General features: G+C 61.8%; 11 protein-coding genes. 6 read left to right on the top strand and 5 right to left on the bottom strand.

The annotated features are described in order from the left end of the window. The first annotated feature begins 32 nt into the window (after positions 1-32). From RCH09_RS11805 to RCH09_RS11795, 3 genes are read left to right on the top strand one after another with little or no spacing between them, the layout of a single operon-like run. Positions 33-1,133, top strand: a complete 1,101-nt coding sequence (locus RCH09_RS11805) for an aromatic ring-hydroxylating oxygenase subunit alpha (protein ID WP_326941290.1) — start codon at positions 33-35, stop codon at positions 1,131-1,133. A gap of 6 nt (positions 1,134-1,139) precedes the next feature. Next, positions 1,140-2,069, top strand: coding sequence for a DMT family transporter (locus tag RCH09_RS11800; RefSeq protein WP_326941289.1), 930 nt, complete (start codon positions 1,140-1,142; stop codon positions 2,067-2,069). A 9-nt stretch (positions 2,070-2,078) separates the two neighbouring features. Next, positions 2,079-2,933 carry a sulfurtransferase gene (locus RCH09_RS11795; protein ID WP_326941288.1) on the top strand — a complete coding sequence of 285 codons (855 nt, stop codon included), beginning with the start codon at positions 2,079-2,081 and terminating at the stop codon, positions 2,931-2,933. Here RCH09_RS11795 and RCH09_RS11790 read toward each other — a convergent pair. From RCH09_RS11790 to polA, 3 genes are all read right to left on the bottom strand, one after another. Further along, entirely contained in the window at positions 2,930-3,676 is a 747-nt protein-coding gene (locus tag RCH09_RS11790) for a ZIP family metal transporter (protein ID WP_326941287.1), read from the bottom strand. The two genes, RCH09_RS11795 and RCH09_RS11790, sit on opposite strands and share 4 nt — an antisense overlap. Positions 3,677-3,802: 126 nt before the next feature. Continuing rightward, entirely contained in the window at positions 3,803-4,687 is an 885-nt protein-coding gene (locus RCH09_RS11785) for a dienelactone hydrolase family protein (protein ID WP_326941286.1), read from the bottom strand. An 87-nt stretch (positions 4,688-4,774) separates the two neighbouring features. Continuing rightward, positions 4,775-7,519 carry a DNA polymerase I gene (gene polA / locus RCH09_RS11780; RefSeq protein WP_326941285.1) on the bottom strand — a complete coding sequence of 915 codons (2,745 nt, stop codon included), beginning with the start codon at positions 7,517-7,519 and terminating at the stop codon, positions 4,775-4,777. 133 nt (positions 7,520-7,652) lie between these two features. Here polA and RCH09_RS11775 point away from each other — a divergent pair, with 133 nt between their 5' ends. The 3 genes from RCH09_RS11775 to RCH09_RS11765 all read left to right on the top strand — a co-directional run bounded on the left by RCH09_RS11775 (position 7,653) and on the right by RCH09_RS11765 (position 9,921). Then, positions 7,653-8,102, top strand: coding sequence for a DUF2782 domain-containing protein (locus tag RCH09_RS11775; protein ID WP_326941284.1), 450 nt, complete (start codon positions 7,653-7,655; stop codon positions 8,100-8,102). 71 nt (positions 8,103-8,173) lie between these two features. After that, positions 8,174-9,136: a homoserine kinase gene (locus tag RCH09_RS11770; protein WP_326941283.1), complete on the top strand. Its 963-nt coding sequence runs from the start codon at positions 8,174-8,176 to the stop codon at positions 9,134-9,136. Continuing rightward, on the top strand, positions 9,133-9,921 hold the full coding sequence (locus tag RCH09_RS11765) for a BPSS1780 family membrane protein (protein ID WP_326941282.1): 789 nt from the start codon (positions 9,133-9,135) through the stop codon (positions 9,919-9,921). The genes RCH09_RS11770 and RCH09_RS11765 overlap by 4 nt, the downstream gene beginning before the upstream one ends. A 4-nt stretch (positions 9,922-9,925) precedes the next feature. On the opposite strand, the gene RCH09_RS11760 is transcribed toward RCH09_RS11765, so the two are convergent. After that, a complete protein-coding gene (locus RCH09_RS11760; RefSeq protein WP_326941281.1) occupies positions 9,926-12,208 on the bottom strand; it encodes a UvrD-helicase domain-containing protein in 2,283 nt (760 codons plus the stop codon). A 154-nt stretch (positions 12,209-12,362) separates the two neighbouring features. Continuing rightward, on the bottom strand, positions 12,363-12,668 hold the full coding sequence (locus tag RCH09_RS11755) for a hypothetical protein (RefSeq protein ID WP_326941280.1): 306 nt from the start codon (positions 12,666-12,668) through the stop codon (positions 12,363-12,365). Between the last annotated feature and the right edge of the window lie 49 nt (positions 12,669-12,717).

The raw sequence follows: 12,717 nt of genomic DNA, 5'->3' as shown, positions 1-12,717 counted from the left end.
TTGGGTTGGTGCAAATTAATTTGGGGGTGGGGATGTCCGAACTGGCTTCTATTGCCAAACTCGCGCGATCCAACGCGCAACTTCCGGTTAACGTCTATTTCGACGAACAGTTGTTGCAGCAGGAAATTCAGCAGTTATTCCGTCAAGGCCCGCGCTACGCCGGCCATCAACTCATGGTGCCCGGCGTCGGCGACTTTGCCACGCTGCCGTGGGAAAACGAAGGCCGCATGCTGGTGCGCAATGCCAATGGCATCGAGTTGCTGTCGAACGTCTGCCGGCACCGCCAGGCCAAGATGTTCAATGGCCGCGGCCATGCCGACAACATTGTTTGTCCGCTGCATCGCTGGACCTACGATCTCAAGGGTGAACTGCTGGGGGCGCCGCACTTTGCCGAAACCCCGTGCCTGAACCTGTCGAAAACACCGCTGCAAAACTGGAACGGCCTGCTGTTCGAGCAGAACGGCTACGACGTGCCCGGCAAACTGGCCGGGCTCGACGTGACGCCGGCATTGAACTTCGACGGCTATCTGCTCGACCACGTCGAGACCCACGAATGCGATTACAACTGGAAGACCTTCATTGAAGTCTATCTGGAGGATTATCACGTCGAGCCGTTCCATCCGGGCCTGGGCAGCTTTGTCAGTTGCGATGACCTGAAATGGCAGTTCGGCCAGGATTTCAGCGTACAGACCGTCGGCGTCAATCGCGGCCTGACCAAATCCGGCTCGCCGGTCTATCGCAAGTGGCAGGATCAGGTACTCAAATTCCGCAACGGCAGCGCGCCCGACTACGGTGCGATCTGGCTCACGCTGTATCCGAACGTGATGGTCGAGTGGTATCCGCATGTGCTGGTGGTGTCGACGCTGTGGCCGCGCGGTCCGCAGAAAACCACCAATGTGGTCGAGTTCTACTACCCCGAGGAAATCGTTCTGTTCGAACGTGAATTCATCGAAGCCGAGCGCGCCGCCTACATGGAGACCTGCGTCGAGGATGATGAAATCGCCCTGCGCATGGATGCCGGCCGCAAGATCCTGCTTGATCGCGGCGTCAACGAAGTCGGCCCGTACCAGTCGCCGATGGAAGATGGCATGCAGCATTTTCACGAGTGGTATCGCGCGCAGATCGCGCTCTGATCCGGGATGCAATCGCTCTGGATGCTGCTGGCAACCCTGGTCTTTTCGGTCATGGGTGTCTGCGTCAAGCTGGCCTCGGCCTATTACAGCACTGCTGAAATCGTCATGTACCGCGGCCTCGTCGGCATGCTGGCGATCGGCGCGCTGGTGCTGCTGCGCGGCGATTCGCTGGCGACCCGCTTTCCCGGTCATCACTTGTGGCGCGGCGCGGTCGGCGTGACCTCGCTGTGGCTGTGGTTCTATGCGATTGCCCACCTGCCGCTGTCGATGGCCATGACCCTCAACTACATGTCGCCGATCTGGATCGCCGCGATCCTGTTCGTCGGCGGCTGGACGCGCGGCGCGTTGCGCTTCGAGTGGGGTTTGCTGGCGGCCATCCTGACCAGTTTTCTGGGTGTCACATTGCTGTTGCAGCCGGCCATGCAGGCCAGCCAGTGGGCCAGTGCCCTGATCGCACTGGGCTCGGGCATGCTGTCGGCGCTGGCCTACCTGCAGGTGCGCGCGCTGGGCAAGCTCGGCGAGCCCGAGTTTCGGGTGGTGTTCTATTTTTCGGTGGTCGGCATGCTGGCCGGTTTCGGCGGCACCCTGCTCGCCCCAGGCGCGGTGCAACATGGCACGGTCTGGCACACGCATACCTCGACCGGCTTTCTGCTGCTGCTGGGCGTTGGCCTGACGGCCACCATCGCGCAAATGGCGATGACGCGCGCGTACCGGCTCGGCAAGATGCTGGTCACTGCGAATCTGCAATACACCGGCATCGTGTTCTCCAGTTTCTGGGGCGTGCTGCTGTGGCAGGATGTGCTGGGACTGGAAGGTTGGCTGGGCATCGCCGTGATTCTGTTGAGCGGTCTGGTTGCGACCTGGTACAACACGCGTAATATCCAGACTACCGGTGCAGCGCGGCCGGTGTCCGATCCGATCGCAACCGAAATTTAGGAGCACGTGATGCCTTTTCGCACGTTGATTTCCGCAGCCAATCTCACACTGCATCTGAATGAACCCAACTGGGTCGTGATTGATTGCCGGCACGACCTCGCCGACCCCGACGCCGGTCGCAACGCCTTCGCCGCAGGCCATATTCCCGGCGCCCGTTTTGCCCATCTCGATACCGACCTGTCCGGCGCCAAGACCGCGCCGGACGGCAGTTTTCGCGGCCGCCATCCGCTGCCCGAGCCTACCGATTTCGTACAGACCTTGCGCCGGCTCGGCGTCAATCAGGATTCCCAGTTGATTGCCTATGACGCGCATGGCGGCATGTTTGCCGCGCGCTTGTGGTGGATGTTGCGCTGGCTCGGGCACGCCCGTGTCGCCTTGCTGGATGGCGGACTGGCGACCTGGACGGCAGCCGGCAATCCGTTGTCACGCGAAACCGCAGCCGTCTCGCCGGGCAACTTCAGCCCTGCCGAATCGCTGACCACCCAGGTCGATGTCGCGCAAATGCAGGCCAATCTGCACGAAGCGCAATGGACCGTGATCGATGCGCGCGCTGCCGACCGCTTCCGCGGCGAAAACGAGACGCTCGACCGGGTCGGGGGACACATCCCCGGTGCGAAGAACCGCTTCTTCAAGGACAATCTGCAAGCCGATGGCCGCTTCAAGCCGGGCGAACAGTTGCGGGAAGAATTTCATGCCTTGATCGCGTCGCCGGCAAACAGCGTGATGCAATGCGGCTCCGGCGTGACGGCCTGCCACAATTTGCTTGCACTGGAAGTAGCCGGCATGCACGGCGCAGCATTGTATCCGGGCTCGTGGAGCGAGTGGAGCAGCGATCCCGCCTACCCCATCGCAACGGGAAACTAGTGGTGCGTCAGAAACAGCACGATGCCGACCCCGACCGCTATCAGGATCACCTGCGGGATGGTTTCGCGCAAGGTTGAGCGCCGCTGCATTTGCGGCATCAGGTCCGATAACGCGATGTAGATGAAGCCCGATGAGGCGAACACCAGCACATACGGAATCAGCGCCTGCCCGTGGGCCAGCGTGAAGTAGCCCAGCAGGCCGCCCAGCACCGCCATCAGGCTGCACAACAGATTGAAGAAATACGCCCGCCGCCGCGAAAATCCGGCGTTGAGCAAGACGATGAAATCGCCGATTTCCTGCGGGATTTCATGCGCGATGATGGCCAGCCCGGTCACCAGTCCCAGGTTCGGGTCGGCCAGAAATGCCGCTGCGATCAGAATCCCGTCGGTGAAATTGTGCAGCCCGTCGCCCACCAGAATCATCCAGCCCGCGCGCCCCGCCTCGTTCGCATCGTGCCCGTGCGCATGCGCATGGCCGTCGCCCTCGTGATGATGCGAGTGGCGCAGGATCGCGGTTTTTTCGAGCAGGAAGAACGCCAGCAAACCGGCCAGCAAGGTGGCAAACAGGGTGCGTGGATCGGCGCCGGATTCAAAGGCTTCCGGCAACGCGTGCAGCAGCGAGGTCGACAACATGATCCCGACCGACAGACTGACCATGCGCTCGACCATTTTCGACAGCAGCGCGAACGAAAACACCGCCGCAGCGGAAATGCTGAAGACGCCCGCGATGGTGGTTGCGAGCAAAATGGAAATCAGGGTGGAATTGATGTCGATCCTCGGTGGTGCTGCAAATGCGCCGCAAATTAGAACACAGCGGTGGTGCTTTCGGCAAACAGGTGCAGGCCGACGCGCCTGCACCACCTCACAGCGTCAGGCTACGCCGTGCGCCTTGAACCAGGCCAGGCAGTCGGCCCAGCCGGCCTTGGCATCGGCTTCCACATAACTGGCGCGATAGTCGGCATTGAACGCATGCCCCGAATTCGGAAACACGATGATCTCGGATTTGCTCTTGCCCTTCCTCAGCGCGCCGCGCATCGCCTCGACCTGCTCCTGCGTGATGCCGGTGTCCTTGCCGCCGTACAGGCCCAGAACCGGTACCGTCAACGCCGGCGCCAGTTCCGTCGACGAGAAGGGATTCAGGACCGATTTCGTACCGGCCAGCTGGCCGTACCACGCCACGCCGGCCTTGACGCCCGGGTTGTGCGCGCTGTACAGCCAGGTGATGCGGCCGCCCCAGCAAAATCCGGTAATGCCCAGTTTGTCGGTGTTGCCGCCGTTCGCCTTGGCATAGGCGACGACCGCATCAAGGTCGGTCAGGACTTGCTGATCGGGGACTTTCGACACCACTTCCTTGATCAGATCCGGAATCGAGGTGTAGGCCTTGGCGTCGCCCTGGCGCACGAACAGGTCCGGCGCCAGCGCCAGATAGCCGAGCTTGGCAAAACGGCGCGCGATGTCGGCGATGTGTTCATGCACGCCGAAGATTTCGGAGATCACCAGCACCACCGGCAGATTGCTCTTGCCAGCCGGCTGGGCCCGGTAGACCGGGACTTCCTTGCCGGCCACGGTGATGTTGATGGTGCCGGCGGTAAGACCCTCGGTGTCGGTCTTGATCATGGTCTGTGCCGCAACCGGCAGCACTGCGGCGGCGAAGCCGGTGCCGATCGAGACCTTCAGGAAAGTGCGGCGGTCGAAGCCGTCAGGAAATGCGCTGCTGCCAACCAGACTGCCAGTGTGCTGAATCAGATCGTCCATGGATATCCTTTTTGTTGGTTGAAGGTAAGCCGGTCGCCGGGTGCAGCGGCAATCATAACCAAAAAATAATCCGGCAGTGGGCGCGCCTTAATGCGCTTCGTCCCAATTCTTTCCGATCCCCACTTCAGCGGTCAGCGGCACCTTCAACTCGGCCACGCCGGCCATCAGCGCCGGCAGTTTCACGCGCACCAGGTCGAGCTCGTCCTGCGGCACTTCCAGCACCAGTTCATCGTGCACCTGCATCACCATCAGCGACTTCAGCTGATCGGTTTCCAGCCAGTTCTGCACCGCCACCATCGACAGCTTGATCAGGTCGGCGGCGGTGCCCTGCATCGGCGCATTGATCGCAGCGCGCTCGGCGCCCTGGCGGCGCGGACCGTTGGGTGAATTGATTTCGGGCAGCCACAAGCGCCGTCCAAATACGGTTTCGACATAGCCGGTGGCCTTGGCGCTGGCGCGTGTGTCGTCCATGAATTGCTTGACGCCGGAAAAGCGGAAAAAATACTTTTCGATGTAGCTTTGCGCCGCCGCCCGGTCGATGCCGAGATTGCCCGCCAGTCCGAACGCGCTCATGCCATAGATCAAGCCGAAATTAATCACCTTGGCGTAGCGGCGCTGCTCCGAGGTCACGTCGGCGGCCGACACCGAAAAGATCTCGGCGGCGGTGGCGCGGTGAATGTCGACGCCCTCGGCGAACGCGCGCAGCATGTTGGCGTCGCCCGACAGATGCGCCATGATGCGCAGCTCGATTTGCGAATAGTCGGCCGAGACGATCACCCGGCCCGGCGGCGCAATGAAGGCTTCGCGGATGCGCCGGCCTTCGGCGGTACGGATCGGGATGTTCTGCAGGTTCGGTTCGTTCGATGCCAGCCGGCCGGTCACCGCCACCGCCTGCGCATAATTGGTGTGCACCCGGCCGGTGGTCGGATCGATCATTTTCGGCAGCTTGTCGGTGTAGGTCGACTTCAGCTTCGACAGGCTGCGGTATTCCAGCAGCACCTTTGGCAGCGGATAGTCTTCGGCCAGTTTTTGCAGCACTTCTTCATCCGTCGACGGCGAGCCCGACGGGGTTTTCTTCACCACGGGCAATTTCAGCTTGTCGAAGAAGATTTCGCCGATCTGCTTCGGCGAATTCAGGTTGAACGGCTGCCCGGCCAATTCGTAGGCGCTGGTCTCGATCTCCAGCATGCGCTTGCCCAGTTCGTGCGACTGGATGCCGAGCAAGCCCGGATCGATCATCACGCCGTTGCGTTCGATCTTCTGCAGCACCACCGCCGTCGGCAGCTCGATCTTCTCGTAAATGAAGGTCAGCGTCGGCTCGGCCGCGACCTGCGGCCACATGGCGTGATGCAATTGCAGCGTGATGTCGGCGTCTTCGGCGGCATACTCGGTGGCAGGGCTGATCTCGACCTGATCAAAACAGATCTGCGATGCGCCCTTGCCGCAAACTTCTTCGAAGCTGATGGTCTTGCGGCCCAGATGGCGCAGCGCGAGGCTGTCCATGTCGTGGCTGCGGTGCGATTCGAACACGTACGATTCGAGCAGCGTGTCATGCACGATGCCGCGTAACTGCACGCCCTGGTTGGCAAAGATGTGGCTGTCGTATTTCAGGTTCTGCCCGACTTTCGGCTTGGCCGGGTCTTCCAGCCAGGATTTCATCTGCGCCAGCACCAATTCGCGCGACAACTGTGGCGGCGCATCCTGATAACTGTGCGCCACCGGAATGTAGGCGGCGACGCCCGGCTCGCAGCACAACGAAATGCCGACCAGTTGCGCCTGCATCGGAATCAGCGAAGTGGTTTCGGTATCGATCGAGGTCAACGCTGCGCGGTCGATGATCGCCAGCCAGCGCTCCAGGTCGGCTTCGGTCAGGACTGTCTCGTAGCGTTGCTGCGGCGGCGCGGGCGGCGGGTCGAACAAGCCGCCCTGGTCGGGCGCGGCCGCAGGCGCCGGCTTGCGCGCCGCGCTATCGTCGCCGGTCGCTTCGCGCAGCCAGGTCTTGAAACCGAAGCGCGTGTACAGGTCAATCATGCGGGCCGGGTCCTGCTCCTTGGCCACCAGCGATTCCGGAATCGACACCATGTGCCCGGCCAGGTCGCAGTCGGTCTTCACGGTGATCAGGACCTTGGCTTTCGGCAGCCAATCCAGCGCCGTGCGCAGGTTTTCCCCGACCGCGCCGCCGATGTCGGCGGCGTGCTCGACGATGCCATCGAGGGTGCCGTACTGGGTCAGCCACTTGACGGCGGTTTTCGGACCGACCTTGGCCACGCCCGGCACGTTGTCGACGGTGTCGCCAATGAGCGTCAGATAGTCGACGATGCGTTCCGGCGGCACGCCGAATTTCGCAATCACACCGGCACGGTCGAGACGCTCATTGCTCATCGTATTGATCAGCATCACATCATCATTCACCAATTGCGCCAGATCCTTGTCGCCGGTCGAGACGACCGTCTTCATGCCGTGCTTGACTGCTTCAACGGCCAGCGTACCGATCACATCATCGGCCTCGACGCCATCGACCATGATCAGCGGCCAGCCCATCGCGCGCACGGCCTCGTGGATCGGTTCGATCTGGCGTACCAGATCCTCCGGCATCGAGGCGCGCTGCGCCTTGTACTGGTCGTACAGGTCGTCGCGGAAGGTCTTGCCCTTGGCATCGAACACGCAGGCGATGTAGGCCGCCGGAAAGTCGCTGCGCAGCCGCCGCAGCATGTTGATCATGCCGTACAGCGCACCGGTGGGCGCGCCTTCCTTGTTGCGCAGGTCGGGCAGCGCATGAAAGGCGCGATACAGATAACTGGAACCATCGACTAACAACAGGGTATTTTGCATGGGAACAGGGGGGTGAAATGGCACACTGGTGGCACGCGCGCGTGGCGCGCCTCGGAGTCTGTCGGATTATCGCAGACTTCATCACGTCATCGGTGGCACGAATCCTCCTGCGCGGCGACATCTGTTTGCTACAATGAAGTCCAACTTTCGCAAGGCACCGACCATCATGCGCAGCTCAACACTCTGGCAACTCCTCCTCGTCGGCACCGCGCTGGTGGCAGCGCCCCTGGCCGCGCTGGCACAAACGGCAAAAGATGCGCCACCACCGACCTTGCAAAAGCTCGACGAGGGCGAAGCCCCGGCGATCACGATTCGCAAGCCGGAGCCCGGCAACAAGACCACCGAGACGCGCGAGCAAGGCGTGGTCACCGACGTCAAGGTCCAAACCGGCAAGAGCAGCTACCACCTGATCCAGAATCCCGGCCCTGGCAATGCCGCGCCGGGCGATGCGCAAAGCAGTCGGGTGCGGGCGGCACAGTTCAACGTGCACGAGTTCGACCTGGGACGCAAGAAAAAGGGCGACAAGCAGGCCGAAGACTTGAATGCCGGCGATTTGCCGCCGCCGCCGCCCGAGAAAAAATAAACGCGGGCGGCAACCACTTTTTTGAACCGGCGCTGCGCCACCCCGCGCAGCCCTCCTCCCTCATCACGCTCATGGCAGTATTTACTCCGGTCACCCAAGACGATCTCACGCTCTGGATCAAGCAGTTCCCGCTCGGCGCCGCCAAGTCCGTTCGCGGCATCGCTTCCGGTATCGAGAACAGCAATTTTTTCATTGATACCGATGCCGGCGAATTCGTCCTGACGATTTTCGAAAAGCTCAGCTTTGCCCAGCTACCGTTCTATCTGCAGCTGATGCGGCATCTGGCGCAGCACGGCGTGGCGGTGCCGGCGCCGGTGGCCACCCATGACGGCGCATTGATGGTGCCGCTGCACGGCAAGCCGGCCGCCATCGTCAGCAAACTAGCGGGCAGCTGCCAGATGCATCCGGGTCCGGTGCATTGCGCCGCAGTCGGCGGCATGCTGGCGAAGATGCATCTGGCGGCGCGCGATTTCCCGCTGCAGCAGCCGAATCTGCGCGGACTGGACTGGTGGCGCGAGACCGCGCCGGCGCTGTTGCCGCACCTGTCATCCGGGCTGGCGCAGCTGCTGCGCGATGAACTGGTGTTTCAGGAGGCGTTCGCCGCCGCGCCGGGCCATGCCAACTTGCCGTCGGGGCCGATCCACGGCGACCTGTTCCGCAATAACGTGATGTTCGAGGGCGAGCGCCTGACCGGATTCTTCGATTTTTATTTCGCCGGCTGCGATACCTGGCTATTCGACGTGGCCGTCACCGTCAACGACTGGTGCATTGATCTGGCCACCGGCGTGCTGGACCCGCAACGCACGCGCGCCCTGCTCGACGCCTACCATGCGGTGCGTCCGTTCAATGCCGACGAACAGGCTGGCTGGCAACCGATGTTGCGCGCCGCGGCGCTGCGGTTCTGGCTGTCGCGCCTGTACGATTTTCATCTGCCGCGCGACGCCGAAATGCTGACGCCGCATGATCCGATCCATTTTCAACGCATTCTGCAAGAACGCCTTGCCGTATCTGCTCCACCCCTTTTTCTGACATGAACCGACTCCCTGCAATGACCGGCTGGCTGTGGCTCAAAGATGGTTTTGCCATCTTTCGCAAGCAGCCATTCGAACTTTCTTCCCTGTTTGTCAGCTATCTGTTCCTGATGATCCTGATTGGCATCGTGCCGCTGCTGGGCCAGATCCTGCCGGTGATTTTGCTGCCGACGTTTTCGCTGGCGTTCCTGCAAGCCAGCAAGCAGGTGCGTGCCGGCGAAAAAGTCCATCCGCGCATCCTGTTCGCCGCCTTTCGCTCACCGGCGCTCAAGCGGTTGCTGTGGCTCGGCGTGCTGCAAATGGCAGCGGCGTTGCTGGCCATTGGCCTGTCGGTGCTGGTCGATGACGGGCTGTTCTGGAAAATCATGAGCGGCCAGATCGCGCTCGATCCGAAGGTGGTGGCCGATTCCAACATGGGCTTTGCCATGCTGGTTGCGGCGCTGGTGTATCTGCCGACCACGATGGCGTTCTGGTTTGCGCCGCCGCTGATCGCCTGGCAGGACATGGGCGTGGGCAAGGCGGTGTTCTACAGCTTCTTTGCGGTGCGGCGTGAAGCCCGTGCGTTCGCCGTGTACGGCGTGGCATGGGCGCTGGTCGGCATCCTAGTGCCGATGCTGGCCAGCCTGGTGCTGGCGCTGCTGTTCAACAGCGCCAACCTGATCGTCATGCTGATGGTGCCGCTGTCATTGCTGCTGACGGTGGTGCTGTACTGCTCGTTCTACAGCAGCTGGTTCGACGTGTTCGGCGTGCCGGACCCGATGCCGCCAGCGCTGGACATTGAGGCCTGACCGCTCAGGCGACCTTGTCGAGCTTGGCAATGCTCAGGTCGAGCAGCTTCATGCCATGCCGGCCAAAGTTGATATGGGCGCGCGCATTGTCGCCGCCGCCTTCGATATTGACGATCACGCCCTCGCCAAACTTGGCATGCGCCACCGATTCGCCGATGCGCCAGCCCAGGCTCTTCTGACTGATCTTGTTGGCAATCGCATTCGCGCCATTGGACGGCGCGTCGTCCCACGCCGCTTTCGGATGCGCGAACCAGGTGCGCACCACCGGCGCCTTGACCGACAGCCACTTCAACGCATCTTCCGGCAGCTCGGCAAAGAAGCGGGATTTCAGGTTGTAGCGGGTTTGTCCGTGCAACATGCGCGTCTGCGAAAAACTCATGTACAGCCGCCGCCGTGCGCGCGTGATGGCGACATACATCAGGCGCCGTTCTTCCTCGACGCCGCCCTCTTCCTGCTGTGAATTCTCGTGTGGAAACAGCCCCTCTTCGAGGCCGGTGATGAACACCGCATCGAACTCCAGCCCCTTGGACGAATGCACGGTCATCAGTTGCATCGCATCCTGGCCGGCACTAGCCTGGTTGTCGCCGGCCTCCAGCGACGCATGCGACAGGAAGGCCGACAGCGGCGACATCACCGCCGGCAGCGGTGCATCGGCGTCGATCAGCTCCATGCCGCCGTCGATCGGAATCGCCGGCACCGCCATGGCGTCGGCATTCGGCCCCAGAAAAGCCGGGGCGTCATGGCCGAAACCCTCTTCGGCGACGAACTGGGTTGCCGCACTGACCAGTTGCTCCAGATTCTCGACGCGGTCCGCGCCTTCCTTTTCATTCCGGTAATGGGCAATCAGGCCGCTGGCCTTGATCACCACGTCGACCAGTTCCGGCAACGGCAACTGGGCCGCTTCAAAGCGCGTGCTTTCGATCAGCTGGATGAACGCCGCCAGCGAGTTGCCGGCCTTGCCGCCCACATGCGGCACCGCCGCGTACAGCGACAGATTGCGCGCGCGCGCCGCATCCTGTAATTGCTCCAGCGCGCGGGCGCCAATGCCGCGGGTCGGAAAATTCACCACGCGCAGGAATGCCGAGTCATTGTGCAGGTTGTCCATCAGCTGCAGATAGGCGATGGCGCTCTTGACTTCGGCGCGTTCGAAATAGCGCTGCCCGCCGTACACCTTGTACGGAATCCCGGCCGAGAACAGCGCGTGTTCGATCACCCGCGATTGCGCATTGGAGCGGTACAGCACCGCGATTTCGCTGCGCAGCGCGCCTTCCGCAATCAGGCTCTTGGCCTCCTCGATGATCCACTGCGCTTCCAGCAGATCGGTGCTGGATTCGTAAATCCGCACCGGCTCGCCATGCCCGGCATCGGTGCGCAGGTTCTTGCCGAGGCGCTTGGTGTTGTTGGCAATGAGCGTGTTGGCGGCGTCCAGGATATGCCCGTGCGAGCGGTAGTTCTGCTCCAGCTTGATCAGGTTCTGCACATTGAATTCGTGCTCGAACGAAGCCATGTTGCCGACGTTCGCGCCACGGAAGGCATAGATGCTCTGGTCATCGTCACCGACGGCAAACACCACGCCGTTCTGGCCGGCCATCAGCTTGAGCCAGTTGTATTGCAGGTTGTTGGTGTCCTGGAATTCGTCGACCAGGATGTGCTTGAAGCGCGCCTGATAATGCTCGCGCAGCGGCTGGTTGCGCTGCATCAGCTCATAGGTGCGCAGCAGCAGTTCGGCAAAATCGACCACGCCCTCGCGCTGGCACTGGTTGTCGTAGTAGTCGTACAGCTCGACCAGCTTGCGGTTGTAATCGTCATCGGCGATCACATCCTTGGCACGCAGGCCCTGGTCCTTGGCGCCATTGATGAAATACATCAAATTGCGTGGCGGGTATTTTTCATCGTCGACATTGAGCGCCTTGAGCATGCGCTTGATCATCGACAGCTGGTCCGACGAATCGAGAATCTGGAACGTCTGTGGCAAGCCGGCATCACGATGGTGCGCGCGCAACAGCCGGTTGCACAAGCCATGGAAGGTGCCGATCCACATGCCGCGCGTGCTGATCGGCATCATCGCCGACAGCCGCAGCGTCATTTCCTTGGCGGCCTTGTTGGTGAACGTGACGGCCAGGATGCCGTTCGGTGCGACCTGCCCGGTCTGGATCAGCCAGGCGATGCGGGTCGTCAGGACGCGGGTTTTGCCGGAACCGGCGCCGGCCAGGATCAGCGCGGATTGGGCGGGTAACGTAACGGCGGCGAGTTGTTCGGGATTGAGATTGTGAAGTAGATTTTGCATCGGCTGATTATACCGGTGGGCCGGATGGCCCAACGGACCAATCGGCCGGTTGCTGCGCGGCAGTCAGGAGCGCCTGCATGCTGGCGCTCCTGGCGCAGGAATGTCGACCCGGGCTCCGGACCAGGTCGACACAAGCGGTAGCGCGATTCGTGCTTTATTCGCCCGCCGCCGAGTCGTTCGTCAAAGCCGCCATATCCGCTGTCGAGAAACCATCATTTTTTCCATCCAGTTTCTTCATGACGTCCGCATTTGTAAGAAGCATTTGCGCTGCGGCGATTTCCTGAGGAAGCGGTTTGCCGCCATTATTCGAGATGCCGTTGGCCAGATTTTCAAGCTCGGTGCGGGTCGCTTGGCCATCATTGCCCCACAGTGCCGAGCACTTAGCCTGAATTTTGCATAAAAAAGGGCAAGAACGCCGTAAGTGATTGATAAAATGTGAGTTATCGAGAAACACACTCATCAACACAAACGCCACCTTGCCGACATGAATTCTACTTCAGAGCAGCTCC

The organism is Actimicrobium sp. GrIS 1.19 (assembly GCF_035984655.1).
Lineage (GTDB): Bacteria > Pseudomonadota > Gammaproteobacteria > Burkholderiales > Burkholderiaceae_D > Actimicrobium.
This window is presented reverse-complemented; position numbering and strand designations above follow the sequence as displayed.

Coding starts and splice junctions, on each gene's coding strand:
- RCH09_RS11805 (WP_326941290.1), top strand. CDS start 33: ATGTCCGAACTGGCTTCTATTGCCAAACTCGCGCGATCCAACGCGCAA.
- RCH09_RS11800 (WP_326941289.1), top strand. CDS start 1,140: ATGCAATCGCTCTGGATGCTGCTGGCAACCCTGGTCTTTTCGGTCATG.
- RCH09_RS11795 (WP_326941288.1), top strand. CDS start 2,079: ATGCCTTTTCGCACGTTGATTTCCGCAGCCAATCTCACACTGCATCTG.
- RCH09_RS11785 (WP_326941286.1), bottom strand. CDS start 4,687: ATGGACGATCTGATTCAGCACACTGGCAGTCTGGTTGGCAGCAGCGCA.
- polA (WP_326941285.1), bottom strand. CDS start 7,519: ATGCAAAATACCCTGTTGTTAGTCGATGGTTCCAGTTATCTGTATCGC.
- RCH09_RS11775 (WP_326941284.1), top strand. CDS start 7,653: ATGAAGTCCAACTTTCGCAAGGCACCGACCATCATGCGCAGCTCAACA.
- RCH09_RS11770 (WP_326941283.1), top strand. CDS start 8,174: ATGGCAGTATTTACTCCGGTCACCCAAGACGATCTCACGCTCTGGATC.
- RCH09_RS11765 (WP_326941282.1), top strand. CDS start 9,133: ATGAACCGACTCCCTGCAATGACCGGCTGGCTGTGGCTCAAAGATGGT.
- RCH09_RS11760 (WP_326941281.1), bottom strand. CDS start 12,208: ATGCAAAATCTACTTCACAATCTCAATCCCGAACAACTCGCCGCCGTT.
- RCH09_RS11755 (WP_326941280.1), bottom strand. CDS start 12,668: ATGAGTGTGTTTCTCGATAACTCACATTTTATCAATCACTTACGGCGT.